21 protein-coding genes are annotated in these 18,897 nt (G+C 35.8%); 11 read left to right on the top strand and 10 right to left on the bottom strand.

From position 1 onward, the window contains the following. Positions 1-14 precede the first annotated feature (14 nt). The 4 genes from NSIN_RS07750 to NSIN_RS07735 all read right to left on the bottom strand — a co-directional run bounded on the left by NSIN_RS07750 (position 15) and on the right by NSIN_RS07735 (position 3,246). Complete coding sequence (locus NSIN_RS07750; protein ID WP_101010655.1) at positions 15-419, bottom strand: DUF2203 domain-containing protein; 405 nt, start codon at positions 417-419, stop codon at positions 15-17. A gap of 45 nt (positions 420-464) precedes the next feature. Continuing rightward, positions 465-1,304 carry an agmatinase gene (speB, locus tag NSIN_RS07745; protein WP_101010654.1) on the bottom strand — a complete coding sequence of 280 codons (840 nt, stop codon included), beginning with the start codon at positions 1,302-1,304 and terminating at the stop codon, positions 465-467. 253 nt (positions 1,305-1,557) lie between these two features. Then, entirely contained in the window at positions 1,558-2,550 is a 993-nt protein-coding gene (locus NSIN_RS07740) for a biotin--[acetyl-CoA-carboxylase] ligase (RefSeq protein WP_101010653.1), read from the bottom strand. A 33-nt stretch (positions 2,551-2,583) separates the two neighbouring features. After that, positions 2,584-3,246: a peroxiredoxin family protein gene (locus NSIN_RS07735; RefSeq protein ID WP_101010834.1), complete on the bottom strand. Its 663-nt coding sequence runs from the start codon at positions 3,244-3,246 to the stop codon at positions 2,584-2,586. Between the two features lie 111 nt (positions 3,247-3,357). Between NSIN_RS07735 and NSIN_RS07730 the strand changes: the two genes are divergently transcribed. Together NSIN_RS07730 and NSIN_RS07725 are read left to right on the top strand one after the other, a co-directional pair. Then, positions 3,358-3,726, top strand: coding sequence for a hypothetical protein (locus NSIN_RS07730; RefSeq protein ID WP_101010652.1), 369 nt, complete (start codon positions 3,358-3,360; stop codon positions 3,724-3,726). 83 nt (positions 3,727-3,809) lie between these two features. Beyond that, the gene (locus NSIN_RS07725) at positions 3,810-4,175 is read left to right on the top strand and encodes a hypothetical protein (protein ID WP_101010651.1); all 366 of its coding nucleotides are present in this window, start codon (positions 3,810-3,812) and stop codon (positions 4,173-4,175) included. 70 nt (positions 4,176-4,245) lie between these two features. On the opposite strand, the gene NSIN_RS07720 is transcribed toward NSIN_RS07725, so the two are convergent. Next, a complete protein-coding gene (locus tag NSIN_RS07720; RefSeq protein ID WP_101010650.1) occupies positions 4,246-4,809 on the bottom strand; it encodes a PadR family transcriptional regulator in 564 nt (187 codons plus the stop codon). Positions 4,810-4,883: 74 nt separating this feature from the next. On the opposite strand from NSIN_RS07720, the gene NSIN_RS07715 reads away from it, so the two are divergent. From NSIN_RS07715 to ychF, 3 genes are read left to right on the top strand one after another with little or no spacing between them, the layout of a single operon-like run. Further along, entirely contained in the window at positions 4,884-5,294 is a 411-nt protein-coding gene (locus NSIN_RS07715) for a CoA-binding protein (protein ID WP_101010649.1), read from the top strand. A gap of 3 nt (positions 5,295-5,297) precedes the next feature. Next, positions 5,298-5,660: a hypothetical protein gene (locus NSIN_RS07710; RefSeq protein ID WP_245871943.1), complete on the top strand. Its 363-nt coding sequence runs from the start codon at positions 5,298-5,300 to the stop codon at positions 5,658-5,660. A gap of 41 nt (positions 5,661-5,701) precedes the next feature. After that, complete coding sequence (gene ychF, locus NSIN_RS07705) at positions 5,702-6,919, top strand: YchF-related putative GTPase (protein WP_101010648.1); 1,218 nt, start codon at positions 5,702-5,704, stop codon at positions 6,917-6,919. Here the strand turns inward: ychF and cysS are convergent. From cysS to NSIN_RS07690, 3 genes are read right to left on the bottom strand one after another with little or no spacing between them, the layout of a single operon-like run. After that, on the bottom strand, positions 6,916-8,319 hold the full coding sequence (gene cysS, locus NSIN_RS07700; RefSeq protein WP_101010832.1) for a cysteine--tRNA ligase: 1,404 nt from the start codon (positions 8,317-8,319) through the stop codon (positions 6,916-6,918). The two genes, ychF and cysS, sit on opposite strands and share 4 nt — an antisense overlap. A gap of 5 nt (positions 8,320-8,324) precedes the next feature. Beyond that, positions 8,325-9,119: an NAD+ synthase gene (locus NSIN_RS07695; protein ID WP_101010647.1), complete on the bottom strand. Its 795-nt coding sequence runs from the start codon at positions 9,117-9,119 to the stop codon at positions 8,325-8,327. 34 nt (positions 9,120-9,153) lie between these two features. Next, positions 9,154-9,456: a Rieske (2Fe-2S) protein gene (locus NSIN_RS07690; protein ID WP_101010646.1), complete on the bottom strand. Its 303-nt coding sequence runs from the start codon at positions 9,454-9,456 to the stop codon at positions 9,154-9,156. A gap of 79 nt (positions 9,457-9,535) precedes the next feature. Between NSIN_RS07690 and NSIN_RS07685 the strand changes: the two genes are divergently transcribed. The 3 genes from NSIN_RS07685 to NSIN_RS07675 are packed head-to-tail and all read left to right on the top strand — an operon-like array spanning position 9,536 to position 13,684. Continuing rightward, positions 9,536-10,777, top strand: a complete 1,242-nt coding sequence (locus tag NSIN_RS07685) for an adenosylhomocysteinase (protein WP_101010645.1) — start codon at positions 9,536-9,538, stop codon at positions 10,775-10,777. 30 nt (positions 10,778-10,807) lie between these two features. Continuing rightward, positions 10,808-12,454 (top strand): methionine--tRNA ligase, encoded by a 1,647-nt coding sequence (gene metG / locus NSIN_RS07680; protein WP_101010644.1) that lies wholly within the window; start codon positions 10,808-10,810, stop codon positions 12,452-12,454. Further along, positions 12,455-13,684, top strand: a complete 1,230-nt coding sequence (locus tag NSIN_RS07675; RefSeq protein WP_101010643.1) for an MFS transporter — start codon at positions 12,455-12,457, stop codon at positions 13,682-13,684. It begins immediately after the preceding gene. Positions 13,685-13,688: 4 nt separating this feature from the next. On the opposite strand, the gene NSIN_RS07670 is transcribed toward NSIN_RS07675, so the two are convergent. Then, complete coding sequence (locus NSIN_RS07670) at positions 13,689-14,597, bottom strand: NAD(P)-dependent oxidoreductase (RefSeq protein WP_281259601.1); 909 nt, start codon at positions 14,595-14,597, stop codon at positions 13,689-13,691. 267 nt (positions 14,598-14,864) lie between these two features. On the opposite strand from NSIN_RS07670, the gene ilvC reads away from it, so the two are divergent. After that, on the top strand, positions 14,865-15,863 hold the full coding sequence (gene ilvC, locus NSIN_RS07665; protein ID WP_101010831.1) for a ketol-acid reductoisomerase: 999 nt from the start codon (positions 14,865-14,867) through the stop codon (positions 15,861-15,863). A gap of 10 nt (positions 15,864-15,873) precedes the next feature. Here ilvC and NSIN_RS07660 read toward each other — a convergent pair whose 3' ends face one another. Continuing rightward, positions 15,874-16,293, bottom strand: coding sequence for a cobalamin B12-binding domain-containing protein (locus NSIN_RS07660; RefSeq protein WP_101010641.1), 420 nt, complete (start codon positions 16,291-16,293; stop codon positions 15,874-15,876). Positions 16,294-16,402: 109 nt separating this feature from the next. On the opposite strand from NSIN_RS07660, the gene meaB reads away from it, so the two are divergent. Together meaB and NSIN_RS07650 are read left to right on the top strand one after the other, a co-directional pair. Beyond that, positions 16,403-17,317: a methylmalonyl Co-A mutase-associated GTPase MeaB gene (meaB, locus tag NSIN_RS07655; protein WP_101010640.1), complete on the top strand. Its 915-nt coding sequence runs from the start codon at positions 16,403-16,405 to the stop codon at positions 17,315-17,317. Between the two features lie 2 nt (positions 17,318-17,319). Continuing rightward, complete coding sequence (locus tag NSIN_RS07650; protein WP_101010639.1) at positions 17,320-18,897, top strand: acyl-CoA mutase large subunit family protein; 1,578 nt, start codon at positions 17,320-17,322, stop codon at positions 18,895-18,897.

Genomic DNA, 18,897 nt, shown 5'->3' with positions numbered 1-18,897 from the left:
GATATTTGTTTGAATTATCGTAGCTTTTCTAGATCTATACTTTCAATTGGTTTTCTGCCGTTAAATCCCTCATCTTTTCCATGCCAGAATTTTATCTCAGTTTCTCCTTGTTTCCAACATAGCCAGATTTCTTCATTGAACATCAATGATGGGAAATCTAACAATCCTTGATCAATGCTCTTTATTGAAACTCCTGTTGATTCTAATTCTTCAATTGATTTGTAGAAATTGGTTATGGCTGAATTCAATTCTTGTTTCTTGATGCTGTAATCCTTGAAACTTGCAGTATATTTTGGGTTTGTTCCAAAGTCTGATTGGATTTTATTTATTTCATTTTTCATCTTGACAACATGGTCAAATTTCTGTATTATTGTGGGCAGCATGTCGTTTGCTTGTTTTAAGGTGAAATGTGAAAACATTATTTTCTAAACGACTGATGGCCAGTTAAAAGTATTGGCTATGTTTTATCTTGCAGATGATATGACTTCACCAATTATTCTTGATACCAGGTGTGACGTTCTGTCTTTAATGTCATAATTTGGACATGTTTCCATTATGTCCAAACCTGACATGCCTTTTGCTGCAAGAGCCTTTAGAAGATATGTTACCTCTATGTTTCCCAAGCCTAGTGGTACAGGTACTGATACACCTGGAGCAAACGCTGGATCTATCACATCCATATCAAGTGAAATGTATACATTTTTGCCAAGCTTATTCATTATTCTCTGTTCTGTTTTATGTATGCCGTCTCTTGATATGTCAAATGGAGTGACCACTTCAATGTTGTATTTTTTAATATTATCAATCTCCTCTTTTTCTGGAGTTCTAATTCCTATCTGTATGCTAGATTCAATGTCTATGCTGTCTAAAACATCATAGAACACAGATCCATAATATCCGCGAACTGAACTTATAAAATCTGGATGAGCGTCAAAATATACCAAAGAAAGTGGACCGTATTTTCTTGATATTGCTTTTATTATCTCTGTAGATATTGAATGATCCCCGCCGATTGCTATTGGGATCTTTTTCTCTGCAACTATCTTGGTTATAGTCTCGCTTACTTGGTTTCGTTCTATGTTCCCATGATCATAAATTTTTTTAGTAATGCCATCAAGCGGTAAACCTATTGAAATGTCATTACCTCTTCTGTAAGTGTCTCTTATTGTTGAAATTTCTCTTATCTTATGTGGTGCTTCTGATGTGCCTTTTCTTAGTGCGTGTGATTTGGACTCGTCAGGAATTCCAACTACCACTATATCTGCTTCATTAAAACTATCTGTGTTTGCCCAGCAAATATTCATTACATAGTGGGAATCTAATATTTAATAAAATTCACTATTTTTCAGATTATGTTCATAATCATTTGTCAAGTAAGAAAACTAGCTGAGTTTTAATGACTAGAGCTGATAAAACACTATTATGATGAATTATGGATGACTCACATGAACCAGTCAGCTGAAATATTCTTGCGAAGGCTACTCTTTCCGCATTGGATGGAGATAATGGCAGGAATTCTAATAGGAACTAGTCTTATACTGATTTCTCACAAATAATCTACGTTTTGTATGATATGTCTGCTGCCAGTAATTTTTGAATTTTACCGTCTTTTGATAAAAGTAAAGCACCTGTCTTGTCAATTCCAATGGCTTTTCCTCTGAGAACTTCAGTAGTCGTTGTGGCTGTAATGTTTTTTCCGATTGTAGACGATCGTTTGATCCATTTTTGCTGAATATTGCTAACATGACCTGACATTATCTGATTGTACACATGCTCCAATTCTAGTAGGAATTGTTGTACAAGTTTTACTTGGCTGTTGTTTTCTTTTTCCACTAGTGTTGCTACACCATAATTTTGATTTTTAATTTGTCTTGTTATTGCGGATGGTTTTACTTGGAAGTTAATTCCAACTCCAATTATCAAATATTCGATTTTATTTGATTCAATTGATGCGTCAATTAGTATGCCTGCTACTTTTTTATCATTTATAGTCAAGTCATTTGGCCATTTGAGTTGCGTATCTATTTTCAGTATTTTTTTAATTGCGATGGAAAGAGCAAGAGATGTGGCCATGGGAAACAATGATGTATGTGATGAATCAAAATTTGGTTTTAACAATACTGATAGCCATATCCCTCCACTTGGTGAAACCCATTTCCGATTTAATCTGCCTCTTCCCCTTGTTTGCTTTTTTGCTATTATGACAGAACCGTTTTCATGAGGCCATTCCGATAATCTCAGAGCAAAATTCTGTGTAGAGTCAATTGTATTGAAATAGTAGATCTTTCTTCCTATGATGTCGGTCTGCAAACCGTCTGAAATTTCCCATGGTAGCAAAAGGTTAGATCTTGAATGTAATTTGTATCCTGTCTTTGGCTTGGATTCTATCTTGTATCCTAATGATTGTAATATCTTGATATTCTTCCAGACTGCAGCTCTGCTGAGTTGCAGTATCTGACTTATCTTTTCTCCCGATAAGAATTTGGATTGATGAGATTTTAATAAAGTTACTATCTTGTCAAGATTAGTCTCGTCAAATGTGGTATACATGACTAATTGGTACTAAATTGTCACTCAAAAACATTATTCGTTTAATAGTTTCTTTATGTTTTCTTCAAGAAAATCGTTTGTACCAAATGATACATCTCTGAGAATCCCTTTTTTGTCTATGAGTATGGATGATGGTGTTCCTCTTAATGCAAATTCTTCAAATGTCTGAGCAGAATATTCTTTGTTTTTTAGATATTGTTTTACTCTTTCAATAATTTCCAACTTTTGATTCTGACTGTATGATTCGTAACTTGGTACGTTTGCATTAATTATTTCGTCAATCTTACTTTGACTTGTGGGTTCGTCTTCCTTTTTGAGCATGTCCATTGCAACCGGGAATGGAATTTTGTATGGAATCTTATTCTTGTCTATGAGTTGACCGTATTGACCCAATGCCTTCAATGTCTCGCCGATTACTTCTCCTGTGGTGAGCAACAATCGCAAATTCTCTAATGTGTTTTTGTCAAAATCCTCAAATGCTGTCGCAACCCCAAGTACAGTTACTCCTTCCTTTCTATATTTTTGATAAATGTCAATTGCTTGGGGAATACCATAAAGGAAGCAACCAGGACAGTTTACCTGAAAGACTTCCACCAAAACAACATTGTCTTTTTCTTTGTCTATGTTTGTAGGTAATCCTTGTACCCATTCTGAGACCTTGAGATTGGGCGATTTTGCACCTATCTGTACTGTCATGTCAGCATGACCTGTTGAATTATTGATATCTGTTTCCATGTGGTCAACATACGATCATTTGATTAACCTTGATTCATAAATCTTTTATATGCCGTTAGTGGAACCAAACCGATGTCTAGTAAAACAGCATTACTATTACTTACCATCTCAGTTCTAATGACATCCTTGTTGGCAGTTAACCTTCAACAAGCAAATGCTTTGATTCAAAGAGACTTTTCCGTGTATGATGATAGTCATACCACAGCAAGCTATGGAATTAGCAAAGTATGTGGCAATCACATCTGTGCACCTGGAGAACATGCTCAATGGGTGAAAGCTTTGTGGGATTCACAGAGAACAGGCTATGGTAACTCTGCAAATGCTCAGCATGGAGAAGATATCATGCATTCAATGGCAACATCCTCTACAACCTCAAGTGGAAACATGAAGATGTCTGGCAGCATGAGTAACATGACTGGCAATATGCCAAATACCAAGTAATACTTAGGTATTGTTCACAATTATTTTTATCATGAATAATTTCATCATAATTCTTTTATATGCCACATCGCGAACAAAAACTAATGTCCAATAAAATAGCAGTACTACTGTTAACAGCATCTGTACTTTTAGTATCATTTGCTGCAACATCTGTTCCACATGCTAGTGCTTTGACTCCAAGCACTTGGAATGATAACATATCCACTGCAAGCTATGGTAATAGTGTAATTTGTGGTGATCACATCTGTGCACCAGGAGAGCACACCAAGTGGGTAAATGCAATATGGCAATCACAAAAAGTCAGCTATGGCAAAGTAGGATCTCTTCCACACGGTGAAGATGTCATGCATGACTTGGCAGGCTCTGTTGCACCGGGAACAACTTCTCATGGAAATGAGAAGACAAGTAGTGGTAACATGACAACCACTGGTAGTATGCCAAATAAATAAAAATAGATGAAATTATTTCCGTCAAATCGGAAATTAACCGTTTTTTAATTCTGTTATTTGTATTGCTTTTTTAGAAATTAATGTCAAAACCGCCCATGTCTCCTGGGCCGCCGTCTCCATGAAAATCTCCGCCACTGAAATCCTGTCCTGAGTCGTGACCTGAATCATGCCCAGTGGTATCATGTCCCATGTCTTGATTGTCCATGTATTGGTCTGGTATGAAACTTGTCATGGCAAGGCCCATGAAACTCATCATTGTTGAAAACATCATCATATCCATTATGCCCATGAACATCATTGAAGGAATTAGTGACTTGTTGTCTTCCATATGTTGCTGCAATTTTTGCTTGTCTCCTGATTTCCATATCTCAACCATCTGATTCCAGTTCTGTTGTAATTCGAATCTTCTTTCTTCCAATTCTTTATTGCCTTTGTCTGTCAGGATGATTTCTTTTTTGGGTCCAAAGAAACCCTTTTTCTCAACTACTGTGATTAATCCTTTATCTTCAAGTTGTTGAAGTAATGATTCTAATTCTTGATGACTTATTTTTGTCTTTTTTGAAATTTTATCAAATTTCTTTGCACCTTGACTTATCGCACTTAGTACAATTACGTCACTTGGTTCTTCTTCCACATCAAAATAACTTTGTTTGCCATATAAATCGGTTATTCCATAAGATATTAAACAGATGATGCTCTCAACAACACATGGAGAGAGATTCTCACACTGATGATGAAATTCGCACAATCTATTCTATGAAAAATATTGCAGTGGTTGGCATGTCTAAGAATCCTGACAAAGCTGCACATTATGTACCAAAATATCTGCTTGAGCACGGTTTTAACATAATTCCAGTAAATCCGACTAGTGTAGAAATTTTGGGCAGAACATGTTATTCTAATTTACTTGATATTTCTCAAGAAATTGATATTGTGGATGTTTTTCGACCTTCTGATCAGGTTATGCCTGTTATTGAAGAAGCTATCAGAATAAAACCTAAAGTTATCTGGCTTCAAGAAGGAATTCATAATCCTGAGGCAGAAAAGATTGCTCTTAAAGCAGGAATTGATGTAGTGTATAATCGCTGTATGCTTGCAGAACATCAGAGATTGTTTTAGACCATGTCTGACGACTTCACCAATTTTTGTAAATCTGTTTCAGATCTTGCTAAATCATTTGAAAAGAAAAATGTTCTGATAAAAATACATTCTGAACCTGATTCTGGAATTCTTCGAATATATGGAGAAAGATCTAACAGTGTGGCTCTTGCAAAAACTGGCCTTGAAGAAATTGAAGAGCTAGCATTTACTACTGCCGAACATCATCCATACTGGAATTTTTTGTATAATTCCTCCCAAATACTAAAAATTGTACTTGAAAAGTGGGATGGCGATATAACTGAGGATGAAATAAAGGAAATAACATGGTATGCTGATGAACTAAAAAACTCGGCAAATCATGTATCACGTAATCATTGTGAATAATATGCCGCAAAGATAAATAGCAAGCATAATCAGATAAATTTATGCCAATAAAAATTGGCCTTTTAGGAAAAACTAATACTGGAAAAACAACTTTCTTTAACGCTGCTACACTGGCAGGTGGACAAGTCTCAACTTATCCGTTTACTACAAAAAAACCTGAAAGAGCACTAGGAAATGCAATCACTCCGTGTGTTCATACTGAATTTAACATAAAAGATAATCCTCAAAATTCTAAATGCATGGATGGTTGGAGGTTTATTCCTATTGAACTAATTGATTTACCAGGATTGATAAAAGATGCCTGGGCTGGAAAAGGACTTGGAAATCAATTCCTTTCTGTTGCAACTCAGTCTGATGCAATATTGCATGTTGTAGATGTATCTGGTAGCATTGATGCTGCAGGAAGAATTGCTGAAGTGGGAAGTGGTGATCCTATTGCGGATGTTTCTGATATTGAAGAAGAATTAATCATGTGGTACTTGAAACTACTTGAAGGCAATAGAGATAAGATATCAAAACTTGTTCAATCTGAAATAGAGCCTGTCGTAGCAATAACCGATGTATTTAGGGGAATTGGTGTAAAAGAAAATCATGTTAAAGAAGCACTAAAAATAACAGGTCTTGATGATAAGCACTTTGAAAACTTTGACATGCATGATAGCAAAAAATTTGCTGCATATCTGAGAAAAATATCTAAACCTACACTAATAGTTGCCAATAAAATTGATGTCCCTGGGGCAGAGAAGAATTTTGATAGATTGCGAGAAAAGTATATCGACACTATAATAATTCCTGCAAGTACTGATAGTGAACTTTCGCTTAGAAAAGCAGAGCAAAAAGGCTTGATAAAATACGTTCCAGGATCAGAACAATTTGAAATTCTTCAAAAAGACAAGCTTAACAAAAAGCAATTAGAGGCACTTGATTTTATCACACAAGGCATATTGGGAGAATATATGAGAACTGGAGTCCAATTTGCAATAAATGTTACAGTCTTCAAATTATTGAAAATGAATTCTATTTACCCTGTGGCAAATCCTGAAACTTTATCTGATAAAAAAGGGCGAGTTCTTCCTGATTTGATTTTGCTAAAAGATGGTGCTACTGTGGAAGACCTGGCAAAAGAGATACACACTGACTTGACAAAAGGACTGCTTTACGCGAAAGATGTGAGATATGGAGTACGACTTCCAATACACTATCAATTAAGAGATAGAGACATCGTATCGTTAGTTAGTGCACAAACCAAAAAGTCTTAATTCTCAATACCTATTTTTTCTTGTTTCATCCATGTAGTTCTTGTCTTGTGATCAATCAAAATGATGTCCATGTCTGAAATTTGTCTTCGTATGACATCTGCATCTTGAAATTTCTTTTCAAGCCGTAATGTATTTCGTAATTTGATCAAATCTGATATCTTGATTTTCTCTTCTTCTGTAATTTCTACGAGTTGTAAACCCAAGATGTTAGACATTCTATAAAAAGCTGGTAATACTATATTGGAAATTTCTCTTGTTAGTGTCTCTACTGATGCCATCTGATTGACATGTTTTACAAGCTTAAAGAAAGCAGATATGGCTAGAGATGTATTAAAATCTGAATCAAGCGCGTTATCAAACTCTAGATTTACTTCATTGGTTATTTCATGAATCTGATTTAGAAGTTCTGGCCTTGTCTGAGTGTTTTCTGCTAGATTCATCTCAAAATAACAATTTTCCACTTGACGCCATTTTGTAACTGTCTCTTTTAACATGTCTTCTGAATAATCAATTGGCTTTGAATAATGACCTGATAAACAAAATAATCTAATTATATTTGGACCCCATCTCTTCAAAACAAAGTCTATTGATTTTGTGTTGCCTAGTGATTTTGACATTTTTTCACCGTTTATAGTTACCATGCCTACATGCATCCAAATTTTTGCAAAGTTGGTACCAGTAAATGATTCTGATTGTGCAATCTCATTTTCATGATGCGGAAATATCAAATCACGACCCCCTCCATGAATCTCAAAATTGCTTCCAAGATATTTCAGACTCATTGCAGAACATTCAATGTGCCAACCTGGTCTTCCTCTTCCCCAAGGACTATCCCATGTTGGTAACTCGCTGGAAAATTTCCATAATGCAAAATCTAGCGGATCTTTTTTTGTTTCATCTACTTCCACTCTGGCACCTGCTACTAATTCATCCACATGTTTTTTGGAAAGCTTTCCATATTCATTAAACCTTAATACTGAAAAATATACCCCGTTTTTTGAAACATAAGCAAATCCCTTGTCTATCAATCCTTTTATGAGATCTATCATGTCTGCAATGTGCTCTGTAGCTTTTGGGTGAAGATCTGCTCTTTTCACTTGTAATCTGTCAAAATCTTCAAAATAATTTGTAATGTATCTTGAAGTTATCTTGTCTGCAGAAGTATTCTCTTTCTTGGCACGATTGATTATCTTGTCGTCCACATCTGTAAAATTTTGTATTAGCTTGACTTTGATACCTTTTGTCTCAAGATATCTTCTAAGAGTATCAAATACAATAATGGTTCTAGCATGTCCTATGTGACTTTCATCGTATACGGTAACACCGCACAGGTAGATTCTTACAACATCTGATGTATCAAGATATTTTTCCGTTACAGATAATGTATCAAAAATTTTCATCTTGATCATATTTGTAGTACGCATGTAGTTGATGTTGTTCTTTTATGTTCGCTTTTTTTATGCATTCTATAAATTCTGTCAACATCTGAAATGGGAACTTCTGTTATTTTTGCAGTTTCGTCTATTGACATTTTTTTGTCTATGACGCAATATAGAATTGAGTCTATTTCTTCATAGTTTAATCCGATTTCTGTTTCTGCGGTGTGACCTTCCCATAAATGCGGTCCACTGGGTTTGGAAATTATGTTCTGAGGTATGTCTAAATTTTTTGCAAGCTCTCTTATCTGTGTTTTATATAATGATGATATGGGAAGCAAATCTGCCGCACCATCTCCAAATTTTGTGAAATATCCTATGAGAAATTCACTTTTGTCTGACGACCCAAGCACGAGGGAATTTCGTGCATTTGCATAATAGTATAACATATTTGCACGAATCCTTGCACCAAGATTTCCAAACGCTAATGGGTTTGGTTCTAAATATTTTGAATATTCTCTATGTATGAATCCTATGTCGATTAATTTGTATTCTAATGAATATTTGTCAACTATTTTTATCGCATCTTCTGTATCACTGTTTGGTGTGATTTTTGAATTTGGCATAATCAGCACAAGTGTTTTTTCTTTGACAAACTTGGCGCATAATCCTGCAATGACTGCAGAATCTATTCCTCCACTTAATCCAAATATTACACCGGTTGATTTCCTGTATGTAATTTCATTCTGCAAAAACTCTCCAATCTGATTTTGTATTGATTCGTAGTCTCTTCTAATGAGATTTTCTATAATTTCACGATTCAATATTTCTCAAAACTAGTCTAAAGAATTAAACTTATCAGATGTCTAGATAAATCCCATCTTTTTTAACTTCAACTTTGTATGTCTCTAACTTGACCCCTTTAATGTAGTCTAACAGCTCTCCTGTTTTGATATTATAGTGCCAAAAATGAAGTGGGCACTCTACGACATCTCCATCAAGTTTGCCAGGTGCAAGAGAACCATCTTGGTGCACGCATATTGAATCCAAGGCATGAAAACCATTCTGATTGAATATTGCTATTTTTTTCCCGTCTACTGTGAATTCTTTTCCTTTTCCTGGCGCAATTGCGTCTTTTTCAGCCACTTTTTTCCAAGTCATATTCTGTAAAACAAAATCGATCTAATATTTAGATTGTCTTTTTTGATACCGTTTTATATCCCCAAGTTCTCGGATTTTTATGAGTCAGGTAAAAGATCCCAGTCTTGCAGACAAGGGAAAAATGTCCTACGAATGGGCACGGGATCATATGCAAATACTCACTAATACCATATCAAGATTAAAAAAATCACAGCCACTAAAGGGGCTACGCATAGGCATATGCCTCCACATTACTAAAGAGACTTCTGTTCTAATCATGGGCGCAAAAGAACTAGGTGCAGATGTGAGTGCATGTGCTGCAAATCCTCTTTCAACGCAAGATGACATTGCAGCATTCTTGGCTGAAAACGGGATTCACATCTATGCTTGGACAGGACAAACTCCTGAAGAATATGATTGGTGTATTGAACAAATGCTAAGTCACAAACCCCAAATTCTTACAGATGATGGTTCTGATAGTCATAGTAAAATTCATGGAAACAAAAAATTTGCATCCCTTAAGGTTTTGGGAGGAACTGAAGAAACTACTACTGGAGTAATCAGACTAAAGGCTTTGGCAAAAGAAAAGAAATTGAAATATCCTGTTATAGCTGTAAATGATGCTTATACTAAACACATGTTTGATAACAGGTATGGTACGGGTCAAAGTACAATTGATGGTTATCTGCGTTCTATGAACTTGCTGTTTGCAGGAAAGCGCGTAGTGGTAGCTGGATATGGTTGGGTCGGAAGAGGAGTTGCATCAAGATGTCGTGGCATGGGTGCCAAAGTCTGTGTTACTGAAGTCGACCCCATTAGAGCACTAGAAGCACACATGGATGGGTTTGAGGTTGCTCCCATGTCAGAAGCTGCAAAGACTGGTGAAATCTTCATCACTGCAACAGGACAAACAGGAGTAATTAGAAAAGAACACATACTTTCTATGAAAAGTGGTGCCATCATGGGTAACGTAGGTCACTTTGATGTTGAAGTTGATGCCAAATTTTTGCTAACAGAATCAAAATCTGTTAGAGAAGTCAGGCCTAATCTGGATGAATGTGTATTAAAGAATGGTAAAAGCGTATATCTTGTAGGAAAAGGAAGAATTGCAAATCTTGTTGCAGCAGAAGGTCATCCTCCAGAGGTAATGGCACAATCCTTCTCTAATCAATTATTGTCAATGATATACATTGCCAAGAATCATAAAAAAATAGGACGAAATGTAATTACGGTTCCAGATGAAATTGATAAACAAATTGCAATAGATGCACTAAAAGCAATGAATGTCAATATGGACAAACCAACTCCAGCTCAAATAAAATACGGACAGAGCTGGGCATAGCTTAAATCATACACAAACTTTATTCAAACAATGAAAAAGGCAATCATCACAAGTGCTCTACCATATGCAAATGGGGAAATACATCTTGGTCATGTGGCATCTACATATCTTCCAGCTGATATTACTACTAGGTTTCTAAAACTAAATGGAGTTGAGGCATACTACTTTTGCGCTTCAGATGATTTTGGAACTCCAATTCTCATACAAGCTGAGAAAGAAAATAAGACACCTGAGGAATATGTAGCAGTGTGGAACAAACGAGATAATGAAGATTTTTCTGCATTTGGAATAAAATTTGATTTTTTTTACAGGACAAGCTCGCCTGAAAATATAGCATTTGTACAAGACGTCTTTAAAAAATTACAATCAAATGGTCATATCTATGAAAAGGAAATAATTCAATTCTATTGCACCACTGATAAAAAATTCCTTCCTGACAGATATGTTCTTGGAAGGTGCCCTTATTGCAAGTCTGAGGATCAATACTCTGATCTTTGTGAGAAATGTGGCAGAGTTCCAGAGGAGATTGAAGACCCGAAATGCTCAATATGCAAAAATCCTCCTACAAAAGAGAAAACAAGACACTATTTTTTCAAACTTACTAATTTTGTCAATGAGTTAAACCAATGGTTGGAATCAAATTCTAATCTTCAAAAAGACGTGAAAAAATACGTACAAAACTGGATAAAGGAAGGATTGGTTGATTGGGACATAACTCGTGACATGAGTTGGGGTGTACCAATTCCACTTGATGATGCAAAAGGACAGGTCTTTTATGGATGGTTTGACAATCACCTTGCATACATTTCTACAGCAGTAAAGTTTCTAAATGATAAAGGAATTGATGGGAAAAGTTTTTGGAATTCCGCAAATATCTATCATTTCATAGGAAAAGACATCGTATATCATCATTATCTGTTTTTACCTGCAATGCGGATTGGAATCGGAAAAGAATTCAAACTGCCAGACTATGTTCCAACACGTGGGCATTTGATGCTTCAATCAAAAAAAATCTCAAAGAGTAGAAATTGGTATATTGGCTTAAGGGATTTCCTGAAAATCTATCGTGCTGATTATCTTAGATTTTATCTTGCATTAATAACGCCCTACAGTCAAGATGATCTTAATTTTGACTGGGATGAGTTTGCATCTAGAATAAACTCTGAATTGATTGGAAATATTGGGAATTTTGTCAATAGGGCACTTGGATTTACACAAAAAAGTTTGTCGGGTATAGTGCCAAACACTAGTGAATTTGATGAAATTGATCTTGATGCAAAAAATAAAATAAGTAATTTTTCATCAGATCTGGCTTTTCTCATACAAGATAACAGTTTGGATAAAGCCTTAAAAAAAATTCTAGAATTTTCAGCCCATTTCAATCAATATTTCCAGAAAAAAGAACCGTGGAAAACTGGACCTGGATCAAATAACTGTGTTTTTATTTCAGTCAACGCAGTACGAAGTCTTGCAATATCCCTTCATCCGTTTTTGCCTGAATCCTCACAACAAATATGGGAACAACTTGGTTTGACTGGAAATGTATCTGATCAGTCTTGGTCGTCTATGTCTGAACTTGCAATAAAAGAAGGACACAAGATAGGTAGTGTTACACCACTATTTGCCAAGATTGAGGCCTCTGATATTGAAATTCACAAGGCTAAACTTGGCAAATAAATGAATCTTGAATGGATTTCTAAAGACGGCAAACTCTTGCTTGGAGCAAGAATTGTACGAACATTCTCATATGGATTTCTAAGTGTAATACTTGCGATTTATCTTAAATTAATTGGGTTCAATGATATCCTGATTGGTCTTGTTCTTACAGCCACACTTGTCAACAGTGTGTTCTTTAATCTCTTTTCAAGTGCATATGCAAACAAATTTGGGAGAAAAAAAATTCTTGCTTTGTATGCTGCTTTAATGATTGTATCTGCCATAATCTTTTTTGTCACTGATAATTATGTTGCACTGGTAATCGCTGCTCTTGTTGGAACGATAAATGTAACTGGATCTGAAGTTGGGGCATTTCTATCCTTGGAGCAGGCGTTGTTACCTCAAACTGTAAAAGATGTCAAAAAACGAAATTCTATTTTTGCAATCTATAATTCTGTTGGAACATTTGCCATGTCTGCAGGTGTAATGGTGTCTGGCTTACCATCTCTGTTACAAAAATATTATGGATTTGATGAAATTGGTGCAATTAAATTTCTATTTCTTATATATGCCACATGTGCAATAGCTACACTTGCGATATATCTAACACTTTCAAAAAATATTGAAGTACGCAGTCAAACTCCAAAATCAAATCTATCTTTAAAAAATATTTCAAGTAAATCAAAAGGAATAATCGGAAAAATGTCATTACTTTTTGCAGTAGATTCGTTTGGAGGTGGTTTTGTAATACAAAGCATAGTCTCATTTTGGTTTTATACTAGGTTTGGAGCTGACTTGTCTACTTTATCATACGTGTTTACCATTGCTGGAATATTGACTGCTGTATCATATATTGCATCAACTAGAATTGCATCAAAGATAGGGCTGGTCAATACGATGGTATTTACACACATTCCATCAAATGTCTTATTGATTCTTCTCGCATTTTCTCCTTCTTTTTCAATTGCAATGTCGTTATACTTTGCAAGAATGAGCCTATCTCAAATGGATGTACCAACAAGGCAATCATATCTGATGGGTGTAGTAAACGAAGATGAAAGAATTCCTGCAGCTGTATTTACAAACACTTCAAGAAACATTGCTCAAGCGACAAGTCCTTCACTTATTGGACTTGTGATATCGGCATTATCGCTTTCTGCTCCTTTTGTATTTGGTGGCGTGTTAAAAATTGCATATGACATTGGGATATTTTTTAGTTTTAGAAAAATAAAACCACCTGAGGAACAATAATTTTCTATTTTTCAAGATATGATAAAATTCCAGTATAATCGATATTCCCAAATCCCTTCTTGACAGCATTTTGATAGATCTTATTTGCAAGATCAGTCATTGGAAGTTTTGCACCTACCTTTTTTGCAGTTGTATTAATTTCATCAAGATCTTTTTGCATCATCTCTAGAAAGAAACTTGGCTCAAAGTTTCCTTTTGCCATCTTTGGTCCTTTTATGCTACTCATTCCAGTTTTGAAATATGTTGAATTTAACACTTCAAGAAATGTTAGTGGATCAAGACCTGATTTTCTTGCAAGTATTATCCCTTCTGATATCGAAAGAGCAAGTAATGCTATTTGAGAATTCATTGCTATTTTCATTGCATGGCCAGAACCACTGTCTCCTAAATGAAATGTTTTTTCTCCAATTAAATCCAAGACATTTTTGATTTTTTCATAGGTTTTCTTTCTACCTCCTACCATGACTATCATTTGTCCTTTTTCTGCTAAATTTGGACCGCCCATAACTGGAGCATCAACCATGGGAATTCCATTATCTGCAAATTCTTTGGCAATCTTTCTTGATGAGATGGGATTTATTGTGCTCATGTCTGCTACTATCAATTTCTTGTGTTTTCCATGTATGATGCCCTTCTTCCCAAATGCTACTTGTTTTAAGGCTGTAGCATCTTTTACTACTGTTATAATAAAATCACATTTCTCTGCTAGCGCCATTGGGGAGTCTTCTACTTGAATCCCGAACTGTTCTAGAATCTTTGCCTTTTCTTTTGTTCTGTTATACACATACACGCTATGAGTTGATACAAGCCGCTTTGCAATAGCGCTTCCAAGAAGACCAGTACCAATTATTCCGATATTCATCAAGTTCTTTTCCATCTGACAGTATTTTTTTCTATTGGATATAATTCGCAACGATCTAAATGTTGTGAATCTACTGTCATGCAAAATCCATATGGAAACTGATATCTTTATGATGCTTGATTTTATTACATGGAAAAAGTCCGAGCATGTCCAATGTGTCCTACATGTGGTTCTAAAAAATTTGACAGGATTTCCTCTGACCTGGTTATTGTAAAGTGTGTTTCATGCGGCAAAGAACTTACAATATGATGTCATGGCAATCAAAATTTTGCTTTCCAGTATAGTACGTTTTTATTTCCTTTGTTTACTGCCTATTGTATGGTAAAAACTTGGAAAGACTCTGATGTTAATTTAGATCTGATAAAAAATCAAACAATAGCAGTAATTGGCTATGGTATACAAGGAAATGCTCAGGCAAATAATCTCAAAGATTCTGGCCTTAATGTTATAGTCGGTTTACAAGAATCAGGTCCAAGCTGGAAAAAGGCCCAACAAGATGGACACAAGGTGTTGACAATTCCCCAAGCTTGTCAACAGGCAGACATTATTCACATATTAATTCCTGATATGGTGCAAGCCCAAGTGTACAAGGAACTGATAGGGCCCAATCTCAAGGCAGGAAAAGCACTTTCATTTTCACATGCTGCTGCAATTCATTGGAATTGGATACAAGCACCTAAGGATGTTGACATAATTATGGTTGCACCAAAAGGTCCTGGTTCAAAGGTCAGGGAAACTTACCAACAAGGATTTGGAACGCCTTCTATTGTTGCAGTGTATCAAGATTATACAAAAAAAGCCTGGGAAAGAACACTTGGAATTGCAAAAGGCTTGGGCAGTACACGTGCGGGAGTTATCGAAACTACATTCAAAGAAGAGGTGGAGACTGATTGGTTTGGAGAACAGGTAGACCTTTGTGGAGGATCTGCTTCTATGGTAATGAATGCTTTTGAAACACTGGTAGAAGCAGGATATCAACCAGAAATTGCATACTTTGAAGTTTTACACGAATTAAAGTTGATAGTTGATATGATTCAGAGATATGGAGTTGCTGGAATGTATAGAAGAGTAAGTGAAACTGCAAGATATGGTGGATTGACAAGAGGCCCGATGGTTATGGATGCTAGTGTAAAAGAAAAAATGAAAAAGGCATTAAAAATGATTCAGGATGGTACATTTAATCAAGAATGGATTTCCGATTATCAAAAGAATGGAAAGAATTCTTTTGACCGATTCATGAAACAGATAGAGGCACATCAAATAGAAACAGTTGGTAAAAACATGCGTAAAATGATGTGGCCTGATTCTACAGAATAGAATAAAGGCGTTATTTCTTTATTTTTGAAAGATTTGTTTGTATGAAATCAATTATTGTTGGAAGTGGGGTTCCAGGTCCAAAATTTCCTAAAACTCCGGATTTTTCAAGATTTGGTTTATCATCTTCAGGTATGACTCCTCCACCTATTACAAGAACATCGTTAATCCCTTTGTCTTTTATGGCTTTTGCAACTCTAGGAAATAGTGTCAAATGTGCACCGTTTAGTAGACTGAGTGCTACCACATCAATGTCTTCGTCTTCAACTATCTGTGCTATTCTCTCTGGAGTGGCAAACAAGCCAGAATAAATCACTTCCATTCCAGCATCTCTAAATGCTCTGCACAAAACAAGTGCCCCTCTATCATGACCGTCTAATCCTAACTTGGAAACTAGTATTCTAATCCTCTTTGTTTGAGTTTTTTGTGACATGTATTTTTTGATAAATTTTGTCTTTTAAAAGCTTTATTTGTATGGATGCCTCTTTGTCGTGACTACTGTAACAAGAAGATTTATTGTGTATCTGTTATTTGAAATTTCTATGGATATTGTGTCTGAACTTAAGAAAGGAAACAGACGAGCAATAGCACGTGCTATCTCCATGGTGGAAAATAATGAAAAAGAGGCAAAATTGATAATAAAAAAGATCTTTCGTACTTCTGGAAAATCTATGAAAATTGGTATAACAGGTCCTGCCGGGGCAGGAAAAAGTACTCTTATCAACAAGACGAGTATGGAGCTAAACAAGCTTGGATACAAGACTGCTGTCCTTGCAATAGATCCAACAAGTCACATTACGGGAGGTGCAATCTTGGGTGATCGGGTAAGGATGACTGAATCTACTGATTCTGGCACGTACATTAGAAGTATGGCTTCACGAGGTGCAACGGGGGCTGTCTCCACTTCACTTCGAAATAGTATCAGAATCTTAGAGTATGCTGGATTTGATCCTATAATAATAGAAAGTGTGGGAGCAGGACAAACAGAGGTGGATATTGAAAAAATTGCAGACATTACAGTGGTGGTTTTTAATCCTAATACTGGTGATAACATTCAAACTATAAAAGCAGGTTTGACTGAAATCGGCGATGTGTATTTGATAAATAAAAGTGATCTTCCTGGATCAAATCAACTCTTTGATTCAGTACGTGATTTTATTGGCATGTCTGAAAAAAACCCAATTGTTATGATGACCTCAACAAAATCAAATAAAGGTATTGCAGAGTTTGCAAAAAAACTAGAAGATCTGATGAAAATACGTCAAAAAACAAAGACCTCTGATGAAAAACAACAATTGGATTTAGAACTCAGAGATATTGTTTTAAATAATGTTAAAAATAAAGTTACCACAATGCTTGATTCAAACAAGTCATATGCTTCATACTTGAAAAAGCTACAATCAAAAAAAATTGATCCATTTGAGGCTGCAGATAAAATAACCAAGGGGATAATATAGAAATGAAACCCAAATCCATCAAGACTGATTCAAATATTCCTGTAAAGAGATTTTACGATTCAAAAATAAAACCAAAAAGTAAGAGTGAGGAGCCTGGGAAATATCCGTACACTAGAGGAATCCATCCTGGAATGTATAGAGACAGACTCTGGACTATGAGACAATATACTGGCTTTGGCACTGCTGAACAAACAAATCAACGATTCAAGTATCTGCTTGAAAGGGGACAGACTGGTCTTTCAATGGCATTTGACTTGCCAACACAAATTGGATATGATGCTGATGATTCACACGCAGAAGGTGAAGTTGGCAAAGTTGGAGTGTCAATAACATCACTGAAAGATATGATGAAATGCTTTAACGGCATTCCTCTTGACAAAGTTAGTACCTCTATGACAATTAATTCCACAGCTTCAACTCTTCTTTCGTTGTATATTGCAACTGGAGAAAAACAAGGAGTTGATAGCAAACAACTTAGAGGCACTACCCAAAATGACATTCTAAAAGAATACATTGCAAGAAACACCTACATCTATCCACCTCGTCCATCCATGAGACTCATTGGAGATATGATAGAATATTGTTCAAAAAAAGTTCCTCAATGGTATCCAATATCAATATCAGGATATCACATGAGAGAAGCTGGTTGTAATGCAATACAGGAAGTTGCTTTTACTCTTGCTAACGCAATAGAGTACATTGAGACTTGTGTTGACCGTGGATTAAAAATAGACGCATTTGCTCCAAGACTTTCCTTCTTTTTCTGTTGCACTAGCGAGTTTCTCGAAGAGATTGCTAAATTCCGTGCTGCTCGAAGAATCTATGCTAAAATCTTGAAAGATAGATTCCATGCAAAAGACAAACGATCAATACAGCTAAAATTCCATGTTCAAACAAGTGGAGAATCTCTTACAGCTCAGCAACCTGATAATAATATCATCCGGGTAGCAATCCAATCAATGGCTGCAGTCCTTGGAGGATGTCAGTCTCTTCATACTAACTCAAAAGATGAAGCACTTGCACTACCGACAGAAGCTGCAGTAAAAATAGCTTTGAGAACACAACAAATAGTTGGATATGAAAGTGGAATAACAAAGACAGTTGATCCTCTTGCAGGCTCTTACTATGTGGAAAACTTGACTGATGTCATAGAAGCAGAAGTCGACAAGTACCTGAAAAAAATCGATAGGATGGGAGGATCACTTGTTGGAATTGAACGAGGATTCTTCCAATCTGAAATTAGGCAAAATGCTTACAGACTAAAGAAGGAAATTGATGGAGAAGAAAGAGTCATAGTTGGTGTCAATAAATTCACAGATCCTACAAAAGAAAAACCAGAAATTATGAAAATCGATGATAGTATACAAACTCAACAAACCCAACAGCTAAAAGAACTACGAAGCACACGTGACAATGTAAAAGTTAGCCATGCTCTTGAAAAGATGAAAACTGCTGCTGACAAAGACGAAAATCTCATGCCCTATATCCTGGATGCTGTTAAAAATTACGCTACCCTGGGAGAAATAAGCAATACTTTCAGGGGAGTATTTGGAATATACCAACCAAAGGAGACCTTCTAA

Origin of the sequence: Candidatus Nitrosotalea sinensis, assembly GCF_900143675.1 — an archaeon.
Classification (GTDB): Archaea; Thermoproteota; Nitrososphaeria; order Nitrososphaerales; family Nitrosopumilaceae; genus Nitrosotalea; species Nitrosotalea sinensis.
Note: the sequence above shows the minus strand (reverse complement) of the source record. Positions and strands in the feature narration are given on the sequence as shown.